The sequence below is a fragment of the Nitrosomonas eutropha genome, assembly GCF_900116685.1.
Lineage (GTDB): Bacteria > Pseudomonadota > Gammaproteobacteria > Burkholderiales > Nitrosomonadaceae > Nitrosomonas > Nitrosomonas eutropha_A.
This window is the reverse complement of sequence record NZ_FPBL01000002.1, coordinates 122254-144148: the sequence shown is the minus strand read 5'-3', so window position 1 is coordinate 144148 and position 21895 is coordinate 122254. Positions and strand designations below refer to the sequence as shown.

The following is a 21895-nucleotide window of genomic DNA, read 5'->3' as shown; positions in this document are numbered from 1 at the left end:
CTTTCCTTAAGTTATCTAACCTTCGAGAGTTTGATATACCGGTGGATGGTCTTCCTGATCCTGCAAGAAGGCCGTTAAACCGGTTTTGATGAGATCGGGCGACATGCCCAAGGCCCAGCCGGCCCCAACGCCCGCCAGAAGATGTATCGTTTCCACGATATGATTGCCGGTTTCTGCCCGCAGCTTATCCAGCCGGACAAGAGGTGTTTCTACAGAGCCGTCAATCAGCAGGATTTCCCAGTTGCGTACAGTAACAGCCCGTTTCCCACGGGTTGGACCTGTTCCCTCTTGCCGGTGAGTATTCATTGCAGGCAATTCGGGATTATGACTGATGTAAATGACCTCACCATGGCACAAATCTGCCATCTGGATCAGCGCAGGATCTCCCGCATCAAGAATAGCGGTACCGATTGGCAGCGTAACTTCCGGCAAGATGTCATCTTTCTTACCTCCGGTGGGAGAAACCACATCAACCTGAGTTCTCAGCACCTTGAAAATCTGCTCAGGTGTTTCAATTCCCCGATAGCCAATATACTGTGCGGGCTCAATCCGGGTAACAATACCTACCTGACAACTGTCATACGCCAACCCTTCCTCAAGCATACTATTGAAACCATTTTCAAAAACAGCTGCTTCAACGGTACGGTTCATCAGAATGCGACGAGCCGATTTGTGATTGGCGCAGTCGTTGTAATCAATTTTTTTGTGGTCGAGGTAAAGTCCATTGCTGCATGCTAAACCTGTACGTTTACCCGCAAGCATGAACAGATAGGCAACAAGACGGGCGATAGTGGTTTTGCCATGACTGCCGGTAACGCCAACAACGGGAATACGGCCCTGATTCTGATCCGGAAACAAATGATTGATAATCGCTTCACCAACCGGCTGTGGTTTGCCGATAGCAGGTTTGATATGCATCAGCAAACCGGGTCCGGCATTGACTTCAACAATGGCTCCTTCCTGTTCGGCAAGCGGCCGTGAAATATCTTCCACCACTAGATCAATCCCGGCAATGTCCAGACCAACGACTCGTGCAGCCAGCGTAGCCAGATCGGCAGTGGCCGGATGTATGCTATCGGTGACATCAATTGCGTGATTACCGTTACGCTGTACCCGTACTTTTGAATCAGCAGGTGGGATAGAATCACAGGTGCAGCCCTGATGTGTGAGTTCCATTTTGACTGCATCGTCCAGCTTGACAAGATTGAGAGGATGATTTTCAGTAGTGCCCCGGCGCGGGTCGGCATTGACCTGATTCTCAATCAATTCTGCAATTGTGGAAACACCATCACCAGTAACAAGTGCGGAATCTCCCCGTGCTACGGCGATAACTCGTCCACCAACAATAAGCAAGCGATGTTCTATTCCCGGAATATAGCGCTCAACCAATACATCGCTGCCTTCCTGTTGTGCAATCGAGAAAGCAGATTCAATTTCTTCGCGCGTACCCAGCTCAATAAACACCCCGCGGCCGTGATTGCCATCGCTGGGCTTGACAACAACTGGCAACCCGATATCTTCAGCGGCCAGCCAGGCATCTGCCGGGTCAGTCACGACACGTCCTTCCGGAACCGGTATGCCACAAGCACGCAACAGTGATTTGGTCAGTTCTTTATCACGCGAAATACTTTCAGCAATGGCGGTGGTCCGATCGGTTTCAGCGGTCCAGATATATCGACTGCATGCTCCTTGCCCTAACTGGATAAGATTGCCTTTATCCAGCAAACGAATGAATGGAATGTTGCGCGCTGCAGCGGCATCGACAATACAAGCGGTAGAAGGACCAATCCAGAGTGAATCAATCATGTCACGCAACTGCTCGATAGCATTTTCCACATCATAAACTGGCTGTTCCTGGTCAAACCCCATTGCGGCCAATACTAGTTCCCGCGCCAGATACAAAGCTTTGAGCGTTATTTCCTCATGCCACGCGCTGACAACTACTTTGTAAACTCCTCGCTCCGTGGTCTCGCGTGCCCGGCCAAATCCTCCCCGCATCCCGGCAAGATTTTGCAATTCAAGTGTTACATGCTCAAGAATATGACAGGGCCAGGTTCCTTCCCTGATTCGACGTAAAAATCCACCTCTCTCACCATAGCTGCAGCGATGTTCAATTAGGGATGGCAACCAGGCTGACAAGCGCTCATAAAAACCAGGGATCGTATCTGATGGATAATCCTCCAGTTCACCGATATCAACAATTGCCTCCAGGACGGGGTTGTACGTCCACGTATTGGGGCCATTCAGATAACGAATCTCAAGAAACCTAAAATCTTTTTTACTGCAAGCGGGAAAATCAGATTGAATCAACATGAGTGAAAAACCGAATGTACACCCTCCAATTAACGCGAGACGTATTCAATCGGTTTACAAGGAATCCGGAATTTCTGGATACCTCTTATTTTTTGCTGAGAGTGAGCGTACAGGAAGGGATTCACAGCTGTTGATACTGCTGCTGGTTGTGGAGGGTTGTTTTATATTTACATGCATCCGCGTGTACAACTGCTCGATATCGAATACCTGAAAGCAGTGGGAGGGACGCTTCCCGAGTGGGCAAACGTAACTGATGAGAAATTTTATCGTGAATTATGAGCGCTTCACGGTGTTGAAAGTGCCTTTCCCGTTTGCCGATTGCACAGTTGCCAAAAACCGTCTGGTACCCGTACTCTTGGATACAGCCACATTCAATAATCTGGTTAGTGCTGGTCTCTGTTATTCAGGTCACGCGATTTCTGCACCATCTGTTTGGAATTACTGCAGCGTGATAAAGAAAATCTTGATGTGTTGATATTTGGGGATATTGTTTTTGTTTTATTTCACAAAAAACGATCCAGCAATCTGTTGCTGTGATGATCCAGCATTAACCGATCGCGAATCAGGAAGTGAATACCGTGGCTGTCGGTGATCAGTAGTGTAGCGAGTGATAGCCGGCGGATATCTTCTTCTCCCTTGAGGATGAGGCTGGTTTCCCCTCGATTTGTTTGTATTTGCCAGGTGCTGGGAGTCGCGAAGCTGGAAACCTTGTCAATACGCTTTATTTCAGGCATGAATTCGCGGCTGGCAAGTTCTTCTTCGATCAAAGTTCGCTCTGATTCCGGCAATTCAACAAGATTGTCAATCCAGGTCACTTCATGGCCATGACCATCGACCAAAGCTATTCCTTCATCGGCAGCAGTAATTGGAAATGCACGCACGGGTATGATGCTTTCGTAGATCTGATCTTTGCCTATAGCTACCAACCGACCGAAAGCATTCCTTTCCAGTTTGTATTCAGATAGTTTCATACACGATTTCCCCTGATATCAGATAGGTTACCGGGTTCAATAGAGGATTCTTCATTATCCGAGCTGCGTGACTGTGACTGATAAAGCTGGTAGTAATGTCCCTGGCAGGCCATGAGTTCCGCATGATTGCCCGTTTCTACGATTTTGCCGTGGTCGAGTACAATCAGCCGGTTTGCTTCCTGTAGAGTTGACAGGCGATGAGCAATGGCAAGGGTTGTCCGACCGGAAACAAGATTATCGAGTGCCCCTTGAATTTCCTGTTCCGTCTGGGTATCCACAGATGAAGTGGCCTCATCCAGTATCAGGATACGAGGGTCAATCAGCAGTGCCCGGGCGATGGAAATACGCTGCCTCTCGCCACCTGAGAGTGCCTGGCCGCGTTCGCCCACCAGAGAATCATAGCCGTAAGGCAGGCGCAAAATAAATTCATGGGCATGGGCAGCGCGTGCTGCTGCAATAATTTCCTTGCGGGAAGCATCGGGTTTGCCATAGGCAATATTCTCGGCAATCGTGCCGAAAAAGAGAAAAGGTTCCTGTAGCACCAGCCCGATATGTTTCCGATAATCTGCGATAGGCAATGAGCGGATATCGATGCCATCAATCAGGATAGCGCCCTCGGTCACATCATAAAAGCGGCAGATCAGGTTGATGAGCGTGCTTTTACCTGAGCCACTGTGCCCGACCAGCCCGATCATTTCGCCTGGTTCAATTGAAAAATTGAAATTTTGTATTACCCGGCGTGTTCCATAACGGAAACCGATATTACGCAACTCAATATGGCCTTTTATAGCTGGTAAATGAACAGGCTTGACCGGTTCCGGTACGCTGGAAACGTGATCGAGAATATCGAATATCCGTTTGGTTCCAGCTGCTGCTTTTTGTGTGGCTGAAACGATCCGGCTCATTGAATCCAGCCGCAGATAGAAGCGACCGATATAGGCCAGAAAAGCGGTGAGTACCCCGACGGTGATGTGATCTTGTGATACTTGCCAGATACCAAAAATCCACACAACCAGCAGACCGCATTCTGTCAACAGGGTTACCGTAGGGGTAAACAATGCCCAGACTTTGTTGACACGATCATTGATCTCTACATTACGCTGATTGACTGCACGGAAGCGCTCGATTTCCCGTACTTCTTGCGCGAATGCCTTGACCACCCGGATGCCGGGCAGAGTATCAGCCAGAACATTATTGACTTCCGCCCAGACACGATTGGTTTTTTCAAAGCCGACGCGCAAGCGATCACGCACCAAATGAATCAGCCAGGCAATGATCGGCAATGGGAGCAGGGTAATAAGCGCGAGCCATGGGTCGATTGAAACCAGGATGATGACGGTCAGGACGATCATGAGCACATCCGTAGCGAAATCAAGCAGGTTGAGCGAAAGAAACAGGTTGATCCGGTCGGTTTCTGCACCGATGCGCGCCATCAGATCCCCGGTACGTTTCCCACCGAAATAGGCTTGTGACAGTTTGAGCAGATGTTCGTAAGTTGTTGTTCGCAAATCAGCGCCGATGCGCTCTGATATCCTGGCCAGAACATAGGTGCGCGCCCAACCGAGAATCCAGGCTACTATTGCCGCTCCCAGCAGACCGGACAGATAAAATATCACCAGATTAACATCGATCGGATGGCCGTTCTGATAAGGGATCAATACATTATCCATCAGTGGCATGGTCAGGTAGGGTGGCACCAGTGCAGCAGCCGTACTGCCCAGCATCAACATAAAACCGGTAAACAATTGCCACTTGTACGGCCGGGCAAAGCGCCACAGGCGAAACAATGTCCAGGTGGAGGGTGGAGTGGAGATTGCTTCCTGATCGTGAGCGTGTGCCGCTTCGCTATCATCGTTGCCAGCAGTATTCTGATTATTGCTGGCTTGTTCTGCCGCTCCTCCCGCTGGCAGGACTGCCTGGGTATCAAGTGCATTAATTCGCCGGATAAAATGGATAATCAGTTGATCCACTACCTGCTGTTTGCTCAATGTGCAATGCCAGCGCGCCAGCCGGGCGCTTGTGTCAGACAGTTCGATGCTGCAAATTCCGGCGTGATCCTGATAAGCCAGTTTCATATTTTGTTGATACTGCCATGCCTGCCAGTGCTCATTGTCCGCCATTCTGCCCAGAATTCGCCGGGTGGTAAGCACAATCAACCCTGGTGAGAAATGTAACTGATGATCGAGATCAGTTTCCAGCCAGGCAATTACCTGTTCATGGTTGATCAGTGCGGGCTCAATTTGCCTGTTCCAAGCGGATGGGAAATCAGTAGGAACAAGGTGGAGTAAATCACTGGTGTTGGAGTGCATTGGCTGGGGCAGAGTGCTTAAGCAGAAATGAATTTTATCGTCCGGGATGAAACCGAAGTAGCTGGATCAAATCCCCGGTTATATATCGGTTGGGCTATGGGGCAGATATCTCACTATCGATTTCTGTATCCTGCATATCCCTGTCTTCGGAATCTGTATCCGGGGATTCTGCATCATGAGCGTCTCCCGCTTCCTCAAAATCCTGAACATCACTGGTTTCATCAGGGACGGTATCCGTTTCTGAATTACTGTCATCTTTACTATCGGAGGGTTCATCCATCCAGTCGGAATCCTGAGCTTCACTGGAATCAACGGAATCGGTAATCGCATCAGAATCTGCTTCCTCATTGACATCAGTTTCGGAAACATCAGTCGTGTTCTCCGAATTATCATTATTTTCAGTATCGTGAGGAGCCGTTTCATCAGAAGTTCCATCGTCAGTATCTTCTTCGAAATTGGTAGTGTCCTCGGTACTGAATGATTCGGCAGGTGCATTATTGGTAAATATGGCATGCGATGCCGCCGATTTATCTTCAATCCTGTAATTTACCTGCCAGAAACTATGAATTATCAGAAGAAGCAGAAAGCTGGCTGATAATAATAATTTGCCGGCATGATTGGCAAACCAGTGATGCCCGTTCCGGGCTGATATTCCCGCGCCAGCGTGCAGCATTTTTTCTGCCGGTTGATAACTTTCCAGGGCGGCTCTGCGTGCAGCTCGCAGTTGATACAGAGTACCCGGGGTAATGTCATGCAGGCTGTGATCCAGCAATCTTGCGATCGTTCTCCCTGTTTTTTCCTCTTTATTCATCGTTTGACTCCTTTACCCTCTAATATAGCGGCAAGTGTGTGTGTCGCACGGGAGCAATGTGTCTTTACGCTTCCTTCCGAGCAATCCATGATTTTTGCTGTTTCGGATACATCCATCTCTTCCCAGTAACGCAACAGGAAGGCCTCCCGTTGACGTGGTGGTAAAGTTTCCAGCGCCTTGCTGATCAGTTCGATCAATTGAGATTGCTCTGCTGCAGCGCCAGGATTGTTTTTCTGGTCGAAATCCTGCGCCAGCGGCAATGATTCGGGGATGTCGGAATATTCAGTATCTTTTTCACCTGAAGCAGGCATAAATGCCGAGAACAGCGTCACCCAGAGTGAACGGGATTTCTGCCGTCGATAATAATCACGAATCGTATTTTGCAGAATGCGCTGAAACAGGGGGGGGAGCTCGGCAGGCGGTTTATGCGCATACTTCTCGGCCAGCTTCATCATCGAGTCCTGCACGATATCCAGTGCCGTGTGCTCATCCTGCACCGCGAATAATGCTTGCTTGTATGCGCGCAGCTCGACTTCGCTCAGGAAATCAGAAAGTTCTTGCCGAGTAGCCAGAATAACCTGCCTTGGAATTGATGATTCATTTTCGGTAATGCAACGGCCATCGTCGTTATCGGATACATAGAGGTATACAGCACCACGACAGCAATATTATAACTTCCTGCTGTGTAGCAGGTACATTGAATCAGGTAGTGGACCAGGGGGAGATCAGCCTGATTGGATTTATGCTGATCCGGCTGATCTGTCTTTCAGAACGTATGGTGAGCATTTTGAGTTCAATTTCAACACCGTAATGCGCCCTTCAGTGAGGTATTGAACAGATTGTCAGAGAAGCGGAGGATGGGCTTATAACACGACCGGGCTATCTGAAAGTTCGTTTTTCCTTTTGTCAGCGCTGTCGGATGGAAAATATTGCTGTAGCACTCTGGTAATCGCATCAATTCCGGTGAGAATGCCCTGTTCAAACTGTCCCTGGCTGAAAGCAGTTTCCATGGTATCGCAGGCAGCTTCCCATTCTACCTGTTCCACGCGGGTGTGAATACCCCGATCCGCTATGATCTCTACGCTGTGATCTGCCATTAACAAATAAATCAGCACGCCATTGTTCTGTCCGGTATCCCAGACCCGCAGCAGGGAAAAAACATCAATGGCCCGCTCACGGCTGGAATGGTTTTTCAGCAACAATGACAGATCAAGCGATGCTTCCACTGCAAAAACGATTTCACCGTCATGTGTAGCTTCAGAGTGCGTAATTGTCTGCTTGATTATGTTCAGAGTATCCGACGGAAATGCACGCTTTACAACTGATTGACCAGTTGCAAGATGGCAGATGATGCGCATCAAATTCATTAATTCCTCCTGATTACCATCTTCCTGAAGCACCGCCGCCACCAAAGCCGCCGCCACCCCCGCCACGGAATCCACCGCTGGAAAAACCACCTCCTCCCGGCCAGTTTCCGTATCCGCTCCTAGGTCCGCGCTGGTGAATGATTCTCCCTGTCTGCTCAAACAGGCTGATGACGAATGCTGCGATGGCAATCAGGATAGCGATCAGCAGTGAAGAGGAAATCAACCAGATCAGCAACCCTGCAATACCACTGGTTATGGTTGCACCGGATATTTTCCCGAATGTGGCTTGCAGCATCCTGCCCAGCATCAGCATGACAAATAAAACAGGAATAATGTTCTCCAGCACAAGGTTCGTGCCGGTTGATTCTCTCGCTTGTTGTGCAGGAGCAGGCAGTGGTTCACCTTCAATTACGCTGATAATCTGCCTGATCCCTGTCTGTAAACCGCCAAAAAAATTGCCTTGCTTGAATTCCGGAGTAATTCCCTCATCAATAATCCGTCGGGTGATAGCATCCGGTAACGCACCTTCAAGCCCGTAGCCGGTTTCAATGCGCAGGGTTCTGTCATTCCTGGCAACCAGCAACAATACGCCATCATCGATCCCTTTGCGGCCGAGTTTCCACGCCTCAACCACACGAATTGAGTACTGCTCAATCGTTTCAGGCTGTGTGGTGGGGACAATTAATACGGCGATCTGGCTACCTTTTTTTGCTTCAAAATTGGCCAGTTGTTGTTCCAGTTTAGTAGCTTCTATTTTGGTGAGCGTTCCGGTCAGATCGGTAATGTATGATTTAAACGGAGGAATGGCGACATCGGCCAGCGTCCCGGTGCTGGCGATGCACAACAATGCCACCACCAGCAAACGGGCGTACTGTTTGATCCCTGTAAAGATAGCTGACATATCAACTTATCGTGCTAAAAGTCATGGTAACTGGTATCCCTGTGGGAAATGAAGGAAGTATCCATTACTGGATCGCCATCCCATCACTGGGCTGCCGTCATAACACTGGATCACCACAACCCAGAGGACTTTGCCACCTTGTCCAATCATTGCGAGAAGCGCAGCGATGAAGCAATCCAGTGTCTTACGCTGATTTATTGCGCGGTTGCTGGTACACCAAATTCTACCGTGGGTGGAACAGCGATCGCTTGTTCGTTTTCCACCGTGAAGTTGGGTTTGATCTGAAAGCCGAACATCATCGCAGTCAGGTTGCCTGGAAAAGAGCGAACTGTTACGTTATATTCCTGTACTGCCTGGATGTAACGGTTACGGGCGACCGCGATACGATTTTCGGTACCTTCCAACTGTGCCTGCAGATCACGGAAATTGGCATTGGATTTGAGCTGCGGGTAATTCTCCGCCACCGCCAGCAAACGAGTAAGCGCACCGGTCAGCTCACTCTGAGCGTTCTGAAAACGGGCAAAGGCTGCCGCGTCGTTGATTAGTTCCGGCGTCGCCTGAATACTGCCTGCCCTGGAACGGGCAGCAGTCACTCCCAGCAACACTTCTTTTTCCTGTGTGGCAAAACCTTTTACCGTATTGACCAGGTTCGGAATCAGATCCGCCCGGCGCTGATACTGATTAACCACCTCCGCCCAACTCGCCTTAATCTGCTCATCAGTCGATTGCAGGGTGTTATAACCGCAACCACTGAGCAGCAGAATGCTGGCAAGTGTCAGAAAACTTAACAGTTTTTGCATAAAGATCTCTCCGAAAATTGATTGGTGTTTTCGCAGCGTGAGGTTATCACTCCCGGCTTCATTCGGCAGCCGATCCACCAAGGCAGGGTGGGGATGTGCGTGTCGCATCATGACGTTTCTGCCATTCCGCAGGTGTGAACGTGTGCAGCGCCAGTGCGTGAATGGAGTGAATTATCTCATTCGTCAGTGTGGCGTTGATCAGCCGGTGACGCGCCACCAGCGGTTTGTCATCAAATACAGCGGATACGATTGTTACCTTGAAATGAGACTCGGATCCCACCGGGACATTGTGACGATGGCTTTCATTAAGTACTTCCAGAAACTGCGGCTGTAACGATTGCAGCCTGCTTTCAATCCTGTTCTTCATGTCTGTCATGTATTGTGATCTTCTGTTGTTATTTCCTGGCTCAGATTGATATGCTTCCGGTGAGACTTCTTTATGAAAAATGGGTTCAGTCAATTGTAAAAATTGACAATTTTCTTATGAGTTGTAGATATTAATCAATATATGGAGGGTGTTCTTTTTTTGGAGGCGCAGGCCGAATTGAGGGTGCCTGCAAAATATACCGAATAGGTTGGAAGGGCGAGTACCACGCAACGCAGTGCTTCGCCTGAAAATGACTTTAGAAAGCCGGAGATAAATTCTCCGGCTTGATGGTAGATTAGCAGCAGCGCAGCTTTCTGGTGAATCCCAATGCTAGTAAACCGGCAGTTAAAAGCACCAATGGCATAGGTTCGGGGATTTCGCTAGGTGCGTTTGGATCTTCCTCTATGTCTTTTTTAGCCACCCAGGAAATAAGGTTTTGAGAGTCTTGAGTATATATATCACGGTAGATTGGTTTGGTTTTATCGTCTTTCCATTTTGTACAGACTCCATTTTTATATTTACTACATTTTTGTTCGTAACCAGTCAACTCTTTACCAGATACATGCTCGCTTGATGTCAGGAAAAATAAATTATATTTCTTACTTTCTTCGCCCTCTTTAGCATTTTTATAAATATCGTTTATCCATGTATTTGCCAGATCGTCGGCATCACCAAATCCTCCTACCTGGAAGTTGCCTTTTGAAAGTGAGCTTCCGTTTTGATTGCCCTGGTTTTTGCCATTTTCAAATAGAATTTCCCACATTGTGAGCTGGAATGCCGTCAATTCTTTTCCATTTGCCGACTTGTCAAGGTAATTGCCATAATTATCGAACAGGTAACCAATCCGGGCAATTTCCCAGGAACCAATACCAGCTACGCTTCCTGTTGTCAGGGCATCCATTTGGTATGTAGTTCCAGATTTTAGCGTATGGAAAATATCAGCACAGAATGCGTAAAAATCTAATCCTTCAGATGTTTGGAATTTAAATTCTCCCGCATATACATTTCCTTGAATAGGTTTTCCCTGATTCCATGGGTTTCCTGACCAAGATGAATTATTAGGAAGGGTTCCTACTTGTTCATTTCTAAATGTATCTGTATGGGTCAATGTAACTGGATCAGCATGCGCTGTTCCAATTGCTGCAAATAGAGCTGCTGCAATAAGTGCTTTCTTCATAGTAAATCTCCTTCGGATTAAAAATTTTGTTTTTATTTAATTGGTTACCACTACCGACTATCAGGGCTAATGAAGCATCGATTCTGAACAACCTTGATTTACTATAAGCACATTACATGCCAACACTTTATTTGCAATATAAGTGCATGACATTAATAGATATATGTTCTATTTGCAGGGGTGGCTAAGTAGAACAATTCTTTGCTTGTAAATTTTTCTGACAAGCCTTGATACTTGCTGGAATTTTTATAGCAATTTGTTTGTTATAAGGAGATAACCTGAACTCTTGTTTTCTCCATTGATATTTTGTATGGAGAGCCAGGGGGGCTGGTTTATACGAGGAAATATAGGAAAAGTTGTGGGGCTGGAGAGGATTTTGGCTTTGGCATTGTGCCAAATCAATGACACGGAATGGTTTCGAGTAGTGGCGTGCAAAAGCACAGCCACTCAATCAGAATCAGTTACTGGTCAACGCGGTACTGGATTGCTTCGGCGTTGCTTCAACACAGCACCTTGTAAAGATTGAGGAAAAAGTGGCAATGATACAAATGCCGCTTTTGCGGACAGGCAGTCGCCGAAGCAATCCAGGAGTTTACTGTTCGCGTCAGATTTTCTCTGCCCACAGGTCGTGAATGTCAGTATCGGTAACGCGCACATCTGCCCAGTCACCTGGTTTAAGGGCTGAGGCATCATTAATGTAAACAACGCCGTCAATTTCCGGTGCATCGGCATAACTTCTGGCGATGGCACCTTCTTCATCAACGGTATCCACCAGTACTCTGAGCTGTCGGCCTTTCTTCGCAGCCAGGCGTTGTTTGCTAATGATTTCCTGCTGTTGCATTAATCTTTCCAGTCGTTCCTGCTGGATTTCAGGAGGAATATGATCAGGCAATACATTGGCAGCCGCGCCTTTGACCGGCGAGTAGGTAAATGCCCCCACCCGATCCAGTTGTGCTTCTTCCAGAAAAGCGAGCAGTTCCTCGAATTCTGCTTCGGTTTCTCCCGGAAAACCAACAATAAAAGTGCTGCGCAGAGCAATGTCCGGGCAGGTTTTGCGCCACTGCTGAATACGCGCCAGTACGTTTTCACTGTTGGCTGGGCGTTTCATCAGCTTAAGTATGCGTTTGTTGGCGTGCTGAAAAGGAATGTCCAGATAAGGCAGGAGCTTGCCTTCTGCCATTAATGGGATCAGTTCATCCACATGTGGATAGGGATAGACATAGTGCAGCCGTACCCAGATACCGAATTCCCCCAGTGCGTTCGCCAGTTCGGTGATGCGAGTGCGAATTGGTCTGCCTTGCCAGAAGCCGGTCCGGTATTTGATATCCACTCCGTAAGCACTGGTATCCTGGGAAATAATCAGCAACTCCTTGACGCCCGCTTCGACCAGACTTTGCGCCTCCTGCAGTACACCACCCACCGGTCGACTGACCAGATCACCGCGCATGCTGGGAATAATGCAGAACGTGCAACGATGATTGCAGCCTTCGGAAATTTTGAGATAGGCGTAATGCTTCGGCGTGAGCTTGATTCCCTGTGGCGGTACCAGATCAAGATAAGGATCGTGCGGTTTGGGTAAATGATGGTGAATAGCGGCCATCACTTCCTCGGTTGCCTGCGGGCCGGTCACTGCCAGCACGCTGGGGTGCGCCTGTCGGATGACATCCTCTTTTGCACCCAGGCAGCCGGTTACAATCACCTTGCCATTTTCAGTCAGTGCTTCGCCAATGGTTTCCAGTGATTCCGCCACGGCACTATCAATAAAACCACAGGTGTTGACGACCACCAGATCAGCATCGGCGTAGTTGGGTGAGATCAGGTAGCCCTCTGCTCGCAGGCAGGTGAGGATACGTTCGGAATCAACCGTTGCCTTGGGGCAGCCAAGTGATACAAAACCAACACGCGGAATTGCAGGGGGGTGTGGGGATGGAGCAGATGTCATTCAGATTTCCGTATATACAATAGTTTATATCCATCACCGTTTTCCTGGCTCCGGATGAAAGGCGGTATGGTGCCACCGGGGAATATATTGCACAAGATTTTTGCCGGTTCAATCATTTTCCTGGAAAAACCAGGATTCAGCAGAAGGGTAGCAACGAGGGAGTGAGAATAACGGTCTGATTTTTATGTTACCGACTCTGCTGGACTGTTTCATGTCTGCGACATTCGCAATAACGGGGTTATGTGCAGATGGCTCAAAGACAGAACCTTGCCATAACAGGCGGGGTGTTATTGTGCGAATGCCAGCGGCGTAAAAGAATCCAGCAGCAATTTTATCGAATGGTGTCAGTCAGGGTTATTTGTTCGGGATGACTGCATTTTTTGCTGGATCGATTTTTACTTTGATTTTTTTGCCGTTGGCGTCGATGATTTTTACCTCGACAATTAGCTTTCCTTGTTCCTTTTCGATTTCCACCTCATGGATATTTCCAGGATTTGCAGCAACAGCTGCCTGAACAGCTGAAATTACCTGATCCGCTGGTAATCCTTCATTGCCAGCAAATGCACTATTAAACGAGAAAAGCATGGCTGCGGTGAGGATGGTTGCTCCGGTAATTTTTTTCATCGTGATCTCCTTTCAGTTTATCTAAATATACCAACTCTCTTATAGAGCTGGTTATTCAGAATATTAGTCTTGCGCTTGCTCATGTGCAAATCTTTTACATAAAAATCTCTTCTAGAAACTGATTTTTTAGCAGCATTGCGTAGAGCTCATCTCTCGCCTATTTGTCTGATATATCCCGTTGTTGCGTTCTTTTATTCTGTATCAACAGACCATAGCGAAAAAGAGATAAAAAACACGTCATCATTCCGGCGCGAGATCAGGCAAGTGATGTGTTTATTTTTGGAGGGCGTTAATAACCGGTATGCCGATTGGTGTGAACAAGAAGGGGTTGATAGGGATAGATGGGTTTATACGCTGTTATTTCCTGCGAGGATGGCCGGTATTTCCTGCATGCCCAGTTCTGCCAGCTCCTCTTCTTCCAGGGAGCCGAAGATACTCAGCAGGGCGGCCATTACGCCTGTCCAGCCGGTTTGGTGGCTGGCGCCCAGCCCGGAGCCATCCTCGCCGTGGAAGTATTCATAAAACAGCAGGCAATCCCGCCAGTGGGGATCAGTCTGAAATTTTTCAGTGCCGCCAAACACCGGTCGTCGGCCATATTCATCCGGCAGGAAGATATGGAGTAGCCTTACGGCAATCATTCTCGCAACCTGGAACAGGTTGCACTGCCTGCCAGATCCGGTAGGGCATTCGATCTGGAAATTCTCTCCGTAGTAGGCATACAGCGCCAGCAATGCGCGAATGATCAGGATATTGACCGGCACCCAGACAGGACCGCGCCAGTTGGAATTTCCTCCAAACATGGCTGAATCAGATTCACCTGGCTGGTAATTTGCAGAGAAAGTCTGTCCGTTCCAGTGAAATTCGTAGGGATGTTCCTGATGATATTTCGATAATGATCGAATACCGTGAGGGCTCAGGAATTCCTGTTCATCGAGCATTTTTGTCAATATTTGCCGCAATTTCTTTTCATCCATAATTGCCAGCAGACGGCGATTTTCCACGCCAGGTTTGATTGGACAAAAGATATGGGCGGTTAGATGATTCCTGCGTTTGACCAGGTTTTCAAAATATTTTGCAACCTGCGGCAGCTTGTTTAGCGTGGATTCCTCTACTACAGTCACTGCACATAACGGCAGCAGCCCGACGAGTGAACGTACCTTGATGCGGGTGGAGTGGCCGTCCGGGAAACGCAGGACATTGTAGAAAAAGCCATCCTCTTCGTCCCACATGTCGCGGTGTTCGTCGCTGATATCCTGCATGGCGGCGGCAGTGGCCATGAATTTGTTCAGGTAGGAGAGCACTCTTTGTTCATAGTCTGGATCGTGCAGGCTGAGCTCCAATGCAATCTGCAACATACTCTGCGAGAACAATGTCATCCAGGCGGTGGCATCTGATTGTTCCAGATGGCCGCCGGTTGGCAGCGCGGCACTGCGATCGAATACCCCGATATTATCCAGTCCCAGAAACCCGCCTTCGTACACGTTTTTATCCGGCTCACGGTGAGATTCCCACCAGGAGAAATTATGTTCCAGGCTGGCAAAGGCGGATTTCAGGAATGTCAGGTCGTTCTGGCTATGGTAATCCTGGCAGATCTGATAAACCACATAGACGGCCCAGGCGTGAACGGGCGGGTTGACATCATTGAAGTTCCATTCATAAGCTGGAATCTGTCCATTCGGGTGCTGGTAGCGGTTTCCCAGAAACAGATTGAGCTGCTGTTTGGCAAAGGTAGGATCTATCATGGCCAGGGGCAGAACGTGAAAAGCGGAATCCCATGCGGCAAACCACGGGTATTCCCATTTATCCGGCATGGAAATGATGTCCCGGCATTGCATGTGTTGCCAGTCAGCATTGCGTGTGCTGTGCCGGGGGTGCTCATTCAGCCAGCGCGCTACATCAAACTCGTAATATTGCTTGGTCCATATCATACCGGCCAATGCCTGCCGCAGGATACATTGCTGTTCCTTGTTCAACCGGTCGCCGGACAGTGATTCATAGAAATGATCTGCTTCCTTTTTTCTCTGGTCGATGCGTTCGTCGAAACCGGTAAAAAATGTATCTGCCTTGACGGAATCAGCTTTGCACAACCGCAACCTGATTATGCGAGTTTCTCCGGAGAGGATGCTTAGTGCATAGTCTGCCACTGCTTTGGTGCCGTTGTTGGCAGGGTTGATGGCATCTGTTTTACCATGAACGACATAGTCGTCAATGCCATCCTTGGTGTAGGGGCCTTTATTGTTGCTGCGAAACAGCCGCCAGGCATTGGTTTCGTTTTCGCAAAAGAGCAGGGTTGGTGTATCTGCACAATATAGTTGGTAATCTCCCAGTTCGTTATGCCTGGCGCGAATGATCCGGTAATCGTTCTGATTACCCTCTTGGGATAGCTGTGGTTTGACTGAACCGGGTTCCCATGACCAGGTATTGCGGAACCAGAGTGTCGGTAGCAGCCGCAGATCTGCTGTTTCAGGGCCACGGTTGATGACGCTGATGCGGATCAGGATATCTTCCGGCGCAGCTTGAGCGTATTCCACAAAAATATCAAAATACCGGTTTTCATCAAAGATGCCTGTGTCCAGCAGTTCATATTCCGATTCCTGCCGGGAGCGTCGCCCGCTAGTGGTGACCAAATCTTCATAGGGATAGGCAGTTTGCGGATATTTGTAGAGATATTTTAGATAACTGTGAGTGGGTGTGGCGTCCAGGTAGAAATAATATTCCTTGACGTCTTCGCCATGGTTGCCTTGTGGATTGGTCAGGCCAAACAGACGTTCCTTCAGGACGGGATCGCGGCCGTTCCATAGTGCCAGGGCGAAACAAAGCAACTGTCGGTCATCACTAATACCAGCCAGGCCATCTTCTCCCCAGCGATAAGCGCGAGCGCCAGACTGACTATGTGGAAAGTAATTCCAGGCATCGCCGTTGTCGCTGTAATCCTCGCGCACCGTGCCCCATTGTCGCTCACTCAGATAGGGCCCCCATTTTTTCCAGGGAATCTGCTCTTCATCACATAGTTTGAGACGATTGGATTCTTCTGTCATGGTGTAGCTCCATTGTTCTTTATCTGGGTCAGGCAGCGGTGTTCATTTCATCAAAATGAAGGGTGATATGTTGTTGCTGGCCATCCACTACCTTCCAGGTAAGTGTCAGTTTGACTGCCTGCATGATTTTTTCAAATCCACCTTCCGATTGAGAGACGGTGAAGTGCGGGCTGGCATGAAGTTTTGTCGCAGGTGTGATTTCAAGCGATAGACTGCCGCCCAGCGTGTCGTCTTCCAGTGTTATGGCTGTCAGATCATCCAGTTCGATGGGTTGTCCGAAGCCGGACAGCACGGTGTGATTCCGGATGTAACGTCCGCCCGGTCCGTCGCAACTGGGCATAGCCAGATTGATTTCTGTCTGCATGTGCCCGCTGGCTTCTCCGCTGCATACATAGCTGACAAGCAGTTGGTTGCCGGTAATCCGGAAGCATTTATTGATTGACCCGAAATCTGTCATCGCCTGAAAGATGACTTCATCTGCTTGATCTGAGGGGTGCTGCAGTTGATAATCCAGTAGCTCGTCGTTTAAATGGTCAATAAACAGGTGCTGTGCATACAGATCCGGTTCCAGATCTGCCTGGCTAATGGCATGTTTGAAACTTACCCGATCATGTGCTGAAGCTATTCCTGATTGCTGATGGGATGAAGTTCCCTGTAGATCCGGTTGGATCTTTCGGTAGTAATGCTCAGTCTGGCGGGCGAGAGTATCGGCAAAGTTGTGTTTGAGTGGATAGCTGTCCAGCTCACAAATACTGGCACGGTTGTTGAGTTTCAGAACTGCCTGCACAGCCCCGTTTTGCAGATAGATTTCCTCCGTGCCATCCAGATCGGTATCTTCTCGATATGAGGTAGAGCGGGGCGTGCACTGGTCAAGCAGCGCTTCCAGTTCAATCAGATTGTTGTAGACGGTGCGCCGCAAATGCGGTAGGTATAAGCCACCAAACAGACCATGCCAGTAGGCATCATTGGCCTGGGAAGCGTACAAGCATTGTTGCATGGCAGAAGTGCGTTGCCTGGTCGGCAGACTGGCGTAACGTGCAGACAGGTCGAGCATACGCTTGTGCATCCAGTTGGATTCAGGGTAGCGTGAAAAAAAGTTTTTCCACATTCCTCCGCGCAGGAAAGATCTGGTTTGTTCGTACTGACCTGTAGACTTGGCTTGCTGCACCAGATCATCATAAATATGAGCAGGTTCAGCGGGCAGTGTCCATTCGTTCATCTCGATATAGGAGGTGGTGGGGAGGTAAACAATGCCACGGGTTTTTTCGCTGGCATGGTAATCCCGGTAGTGCTGCAGCTGGATATGAGGAGAAGCCAGTACGCCCTGGATAAATTTCTCCAGCCAGCCGTGTTCGTAAACCCACTGATAGGTTTCCGGCCAGATGCCAAATTTCTCAATATCATCAAAATAGACTGCAGCAGGTTGATGCTCGGTTGTAGTCTGATCAATCAGGGATTCAATATAAGCAATGGCTTCCGGCGCAGGAGAAAATGGGAGCCGGTAGCGCAATGCTTCGGAGATGGGAAAGAGATCAAGCGTGTGATGATCTTCTTCGGTGGTGAAGTAACCATCGAGCTCTGTTTTATTTTTTCCGGCACAAATGAAGTGGTAATCATCCACAATGACATAGCGGATACCGCAATTGACCAAAGCGGGTACGATAGTGGATTCCCATACGCGCTCAGTCAGCCAGGCGCCTTGTGGCGGTTGCCCCAGCTTTTTCTTGAGTTTAGTCGAAAAAGTCTTGAGCTGGCCGATGCGATCCCGTTCGGGAATGGCTGCCAGTACCGGCTCGGTATCGCCTGCACCAAATATCTCGATCTGCCCGCGTGTGACCATTTCGCGTAATAACGCCATATCTTGCGGGTAGTGTTCAAATAGAAAATCCAACAGCCAGCCGGAAAAATGGATGGCAAAACGAAATTCCGGATAGCGGTATAAGGTTTGCAGGAAGGGCTTGTAACAGCGTTCGTGCGCATCAATGACGACCTCGGGGAAATTGCCAATCGGCTGGTGGGCGTGGACACCAAACAGCAATGATACGGATGAGGTCATCGGGATATCCTTAAATATTTATCGGTTGTTTCATATTGTTTGTATTACATTTTTGGTGAGTCCTCTAGGAGGCGTGCCGCATCGCGCCACCTTTGCCTGTGGATGTGCCGCCGTGACTGATGGGTTCGAGAATGGTCACCGGAACAGGTATGTTCAGCAGGCGGTAAAGGTTGGCAAGGTTTTTGCGGAAAGCCAGATCAAAGCTTTCTACTGAGTGTGGCGAGTTGTAATCGCCAAACCACCAGAACCAGTCTGAACTTTCGCAAGAAGCGAGCTGTTGCCCGGCAGCCGCCTTTTCTTCATCCGTCAGGCGCGATCCTTGCATGACAAGATCGTAACTTTGTTTGGCAGCACACAATAAATCCCATGCCAGATTTTTGTCACGATCCCCTATCCAGGTGGAGAAATTACCATATACCCAGCTGCCGGCCGTTAGTGACGGTAATCGGGTAATTTCAATTTTGTTTTCGGATAACCCGGTGATGTGTTCATGGAAGGTTGTTGTACGGATGTCAGCATTTTTTTCAAGTATTCCATACAGATCATCCAGAAAATAGTAACCGTTGTAGGGATAGGTTTCCCAGGCATTTTCTCCATCAAGAATAATACTGACGACTGGAGCGGGATTGCCGTTTGTTTCGTTACGGATTTGTTCAAGCCGCTGCACAAGATTTTCTGCGGCATCACGCCCGAACCATTTTGCATATTCAAATCCGATCAGGTCGGATAACTGATCATCCCGATAGAAACACAGAATACTGTTATTACCGGATTCAAACCGATAAGGGCGATAAAGATATTCGCTGCGGGCAGGCAAGGGCTGGTCAGGATAAGATTTGTGCAGGCTGTTGGCCAGCACGCCTTCGCCGCTGGCACACCATTGACGACCATGCCCGGCCAGGATATCCAGTAACGGTTCTGATACTGCGCCCTCGGCTGGCCATACACCGGAAGGTTCGCTGCCAAAACGCTGTCGATGGCTGTCAATGGCCGATTGCAGGTGAAACGCTACCCGGTTACGCCCACCAGGGTAGATCGGGTTGGCTGGCAGTTGGGTTTCAGGAAGGCTATCCCGCGCGGAGGTGAGATCAATCAGCAAGGGAGCTAGCGGGTGATAGTGCGGTGTGGTGGAAAGCTCGATCTGGCCGGATTCTGCCAGTTTGCGATAACGCGGAATAATACCCTGGATGAGTTCGCCAATAAGGTTAAACAGCAGGATACGATCACCATGGCTGAACAGTTTTTCCTGGGACATGAGGTGTACGATGCATTCATTTTCCCGGCGCACGCTTTCGCCCATCCAGGCGAGGTGGTACCACACCAGCAGATCGGCCAGATATTGGCCGGAGACATACATCAGTTCCTTGTCATTCGTCTTTTGCAGATGATCATACAGATCACGTAGATGCTGATAAGCCGGATAAGGTTTGAGCATGGTCTCGTGATTATTCAGGAAGCAGCTATTCAGAATCAGTAAGCGTTCGCTGGGAGAAATATGATCAAGATCCGGTACAGAGAGCAAGCGCAGTAATGGATCACGAATCGTACCGCCAGCAAACTGATCAGTGTAATCTTCCAGCTGATCCAGCAGAACAGGAACAAAGTTCACCACTAGCCGTATACCCGGGTGATTTTCAAGGTGATGCGCCATATCGGTATAGTCCTTGATGGCGTGCAGATATACCCACGGCAGCATGAATTCACCGGTTTTATAATCCCGGTAATCCGGCTGGTGCATGTGCCAGAGCAACACGAGCTCAAGTTTGGAAAAATGACTGGTCATGGCGTATCAAATCGTATACAGAAAGTTGATAGAGATCAATCGGCCGGAAAACTGGATTGCAACTCCAGCGAGTATAGTGAACGTGCTGTCTCAACATTTCCGGCGTAATCAAAGTAATTCCGTTGTCCGTGACATAAAAATGTTTTTTGTCCGCTTCAGGATCAAAACCAATTTCGAATCCCTCTGGAATATGGCATTCCTTTTCCACCACTACTCGTCTGAGACGAACATATCGGCCGATACTGACGTCGGGCAGAATGACCGAATCTTCAATGGTACTGAAGCAACGCACTTGCACATTGGAAAACAACAAGGAGCGGCGCACTGTTGCCCCGCTGATAATGCATCCGCCTGATACCATTGAATCCAGTGCCTGGCCACGACGATCATCGTCATCAAACACAAATTTGGCGGGTGGCAATTGTTCCTGATACGTCCATATCGGCCAGTCTTCATCGTACAGATTCAAATCCGGTGTGACAGTGGTGAGATCGATATTGGCCTCCCAGTATGCATCCACTGTACCGACATCACGCCAGTAAGGTACACCTGAAGCCATGTTGACGCAGCTATTCTGAAAGCGGTGTGCATAAACCTGAATATTGCTTGCTACCAGGCGAGGTATCACGTCTTTACCAAAATCATGTGATGACTGATCCATATCGTGATCCAGGATCAGTTGTTCGTACAGGAATTTTGCATTAAAGACATAAATACCCATACTGATCAGGGCGTGCCCAGGTTTGCCTGGGATCGGGGCGGGGTGAGCGGGTTTCTCGGTAAAGCTGGTGATGCGCCAGTCGTCATCAACCGCCATGACGCCGAATGCGCTGGCGTCTTCAATCGGTACTTCCAGGCAGGCGATTGTCAAATCGGCTTGTTTTTCGACGTGTTCGGCCAGTATTTGCCCATAGTCCATCTTATAGATGTGATCACCGCCAAGGACCAGTACATAGCCGGGGTTGTGCGTGCGAATAATGTCGAGATTCTGAAAAACTGCATCAGCGGTACCCTGATACCATGTTTCTTCTTCGGTACGTTGCTGGGCAGGCAGCAGTTCGATGAATTCCTTGAATCGGCCATCCAGAAAACTCCAGCCGCGCTGGATATGGCGAATCAGGCTTTGTGCCTTGTATTGCGTGACGACACCAATGCGGCGTACACCTGAGTTGACGCAATTGGATAGTGTGAAATCAATAATACGGAATTTACCACCGAAGGGAACCGCCGGTTTAGCGCGCCAGTCTGTCAGGTTTTTGAGGCGTGTCCCGCGTCCTCCTGCCAGGATTAGCGCCAGTGTGTTGCGGGTAAGTGTGCTGACAAAGCGCGGGTTGTCATTCATCTGGACAGCCTGTTGAACGTTCATGGTTACCTCACTGATTTGCAGTGTTTAAAAAAACCGCATACCCTGTATTTTCTGTGTTTATCTTACTTGA

Annotated in this window: 16 protein-coding genes; all 16 read right to left on the bottom strand. The window is 48.9% G+C overall.

The annotated features are described in order from the left end of the window. Positions 1-15 precede the first annotated feature (15 nt). On the bottom strand, positions 16-2313 hold the full coding sequence (locus BM331_RS03315) for a cyanophycin synthetase (RefSeq protein ID WP_074927048.1): 2298 nt from the start codon (positions 2311-2313) through the stop codon (positions 16-18). A 503-nt stretch (positions 2314-2816) separates the two neighbouring features. Next, complete coding sequence (locus tag BM331_RS03310; RefSeq protein WP_074927046.1) at positions 2817-3284, bottom strand: cyanophycin metabolism-associated DUF1854 family protein; 468 nt, start codon at positions 3282-3284, stop codon at positions 2817-2819. Next, positions 3281-5593 carry a cyanophycin metabolism-associated ABC transporter gene (locus BM331_RS03305; protein WP_074927044.1) on the bottom strand — a complete coding sequence of 771 codons (2313 nt, stop codon included), beginning with the start codon at positions 5591-5593 and terminating at the stop codon, positions 3281-3283. The genes BM331_RS03310 and BM331_RS03305 overlap by 4 nt, the downstream gene beginning before the upstream one ends. A gap of 94 nt (positions 5594-5687) precedes the next feature. Next, the gene (locus BM331_RS03300) at positions 5688-6404 is read right to left on the bottom strand and encodes a DUF3619 family protein (RefSeq protein ID WP_074927042.1); all 717 of its coding nucleotides are present in this window, start codon (positions 6402-6404) and stop codon (positions 5688-5690) included. Next, positions 6401-6976 (bottom strand): RNA polymerase sigma factor, encoded by a 576-nt coding sequence (locus BM331_RS03295; protein ID WP_074927040.1) that lies wholly within the window; start codon positions 6974-6976, stop codon positions 6401-6403. The genes BM331_RS03300 and BM331_RS03295 overlap by 4 nt, the downstream gene beginning before the upstream one ends. Before the next feature lie 291 nt (positions 6977-7267). Further along, on the bottom strand, positions 7268-7771 hold the full coding sequence (locus tag BM331_RS03290; protein ID WP_074927038.1) for a TPM domain-containing protein: 504 nt from the start codon (positions 7769-7771) through the stop codon (positions 7268-7270). Between the two features lie 13 nt (positions 7772-7784). Next, complete coding sequence (locus tag BM331_RS03285; RefSeq protein ID WP_074927036.1) at positions 7785-8672, bottom strand: TPM domain-containing protein; 888 nt, start codon at positions 8670-8672, stop codon at positions 7785-7787. A gap of 194 nt (positions 8673-8866) precedes the next feature. Then, positions 8867-9472, bottom strand: a complete 606-nt coding sequence (locus BM331_RS03280) for a LemA family protein (protein ID WP_074927444.1) — start codon at positions 9470-9472, stop codon at positions 8867-8869. 58 nt (positions 9473-9530) lie between these two features. Next, the gene (locus BM331_RS03275; RefSeq protein ID WP_256214796.1) at positions 9531-9839 is read right to left on the bottom strand and encodes a BolA family protein; all 309 of its coding nucleotides are present in this window, start codon (positions 9837-9839) and stop codon (positions 9531-9533) included. A gap of 295 nt (positions 9840-10134) precedes the next feature. Beyond that, positions 10135-11016, bottom strand: a complete 882-nt coding sequence (locus tag BM331_RS03270) for a hypothetical protein (RefSeq protein ID WP_074927032.1) — start codon at positions 11014-11016, stop codon at positions 10135-10137. Between the two features lie 604 nt (positions 11017-11620). Then, positions 11621-12958 (bottom strand): 30S ribosomal protein S12 methylthiotransferase RimO, encoded by a 1338-nt coding sequence (gene rimO / locus BM331_RS03265; protein ID WP_074927030.1) that lies wholly within the window; start codon positions 12956-12958, stop codon positions 11621-11623. Positions 12959-13312: 354 nt separating this feature from the next. Continuing rightward, positions 13313-13582 carry a PepSY domain-containing protein gene (locus tag BM331_RS03260; RefSeq protein ID WP_074927028.1) on the bottom strand — a complete coding sequence of 90 codons (270 nt, stop codon included), beginning with the start codon at positions 13580-13582 and terminating at the stop codon, positions 13313-13315. A gap of 347 nt (positions 13583-13929) precedes the next feature. Continuing rightward, positions 13930-16620, bottom strand: coding sequence for an MGH1-like glycoside hydrolase domain-containing protein (locus BM331_RS03255; RefSeq protein WP_074927026.1), 2691 nt, complete (start codon positions 16618-16620; stop codon positions 13930-13932). Positions 16621-16648: 28 nt separating this feature from the next. After that, positions 16649-18676, bottom strand: coding sequence for an alpha-amylase/4-alpha-glucanotransferase domain-containing protein (locus BM331_RS03250; protein ID WP_074927024.1), 2028 nt, complete (start codon positions 18674-18676; stop codon positions 16649-16651). Between the two features lie 64 nt (positions 18677-18740). Further along, positions 18741-20459, bottom strand: a complete 1719-nt coding sequence (locus BM331_RS03245) for a glycoside hydrolase family 57 protein (RefSeq protein ID WP_074927022.1) — start codon at positions 20457-20459, stop codon at positions 18741-18743. Continuing rightward, the gene (gene glgC / locus BM331_RS03240) at positions 20434-21825 is read right to left on the bottom strand and encodes a glucose-1-phosphate adenylyltransferase (protein WP_256214794.1); all 1392 of its coding nucleotides are present in this window, start codon (positions 21823-21825) and stop codon (positions 20434-20436) included. The genes BM331_RS03245 and glgC overlap by 26 nt, the downstream gene beginning before the upstream one ends. Positions 21826-21895 lie beyond the last annotated feature (70 nt).

Excerpts from the sequence above, each read along its gene's own strand:
- BM331_RS03315 (WP_074927048.1), bottom strand. The coding sequence starts at position 2,313 with ATGTTGATTCAATCTGATTTTCCCGCTTGCAGTAAAAAAGATTTTAGG.
- BM331_RS03310 (WP_074927046.1), bottom strand. The coding sequence starts at position 3,284 with ATGAAACTATCTGAATACAAACTGGAAAGGAATGCTTTCGGTCGGTTG.
- BM331_RS03305 (WP_074927044.1), bottom strand. The coding sequence starts at position 5,593 with ATGCACTCCAACACCAGTGATTTACTCCACCTTGTTCCTACTGATTTC.
- BM331_RS03300 (WP_074927042.1), bottom strand. The coding sequence starts at position 6,404 with ATGAATAAAGAGGAAAAAACAGGGAGAACGATCGCAAGATTGCTGGAT.
- BM331_RS03290 (WP_074927038.1), bottom strand. The coding sequence starts at position 7,771 with ATGAATTTGATGCGCATCATCTGCCATCTTGCAACTGGTCAATCAGTT.
- BM331_RS03285 (WP_074927036.1), bottom strand. The coding sequence starts at position 8,672 with ATGTCAGCTATCTTTACAGGGATCAAACAGTACGCCCGTTTGCTGGTG.
- BM331_RS03280 (WP_074927444.1), bottom strand. The coding sequence starts at position 9,472 with ATGCAAAAACTGTTAAGTTTTCTGACACTTGCCAGCATTCTGCTGCTC.
- BM331_RS03275 (WP_256214796.1), bottom strand. The coding sequence starts at position 9,839 with ATGAAGAACAGGATTGAAAGCAGGCTGCAATCGTTACAGCCGCAGTTT.
- BM331_RS03270 (WP_074927032.1), bottom strand. The coding sequence starts at position 11,016 with ATGAAGAAAGCACTTATTGCAGCAGCTCTATTTGCAGCAATTGGAACA.
- rimO (WP_074927030.1), bottom strand. The coding sequence starts at position 12,958 with ATGACATCTGCTCCATCCCCACACCCCCCTGCAATTCCGCGTGTTGGT.
- BM331_RS03260 (WP_074927028.1), bottom strand. The coding sequence starts at position 13,582 with ATGAAAAAAATTACCGGAGCAACCATCCTCACCGCAGCCATGCTTTTC.
- BM331_RS03255 (WP_074927026.1), bottom strand. The coding sequence starts at position 16,620 with ATGACAGAAGAATCCAATCGTCTCAAACTATGTGATGAAGAGCAGATT.
- BM331_RS03250 (WP_074927024.1), bottom strand. The coding sequence starts at position 18,676 with ATGACCTCATCCGTATCATTGCTGTTTGGTGTCCACGCCCACCAGCCG.
- BM331_RS03245 (WP_074927022.1), bottom strand. The coding sequence starts at position 20,459 with ATGACCAGTCATTTTTCCAAACTTGAGCTCGTGTTGCTCTGGCACATG.
- glgC (WP_256214794.1), bottom strand. The coding sequence starts at position 21,825 with ATGAACGTTCAACAGGCTGTCCAGATGAATGACAACCCGCGCTTTGTC.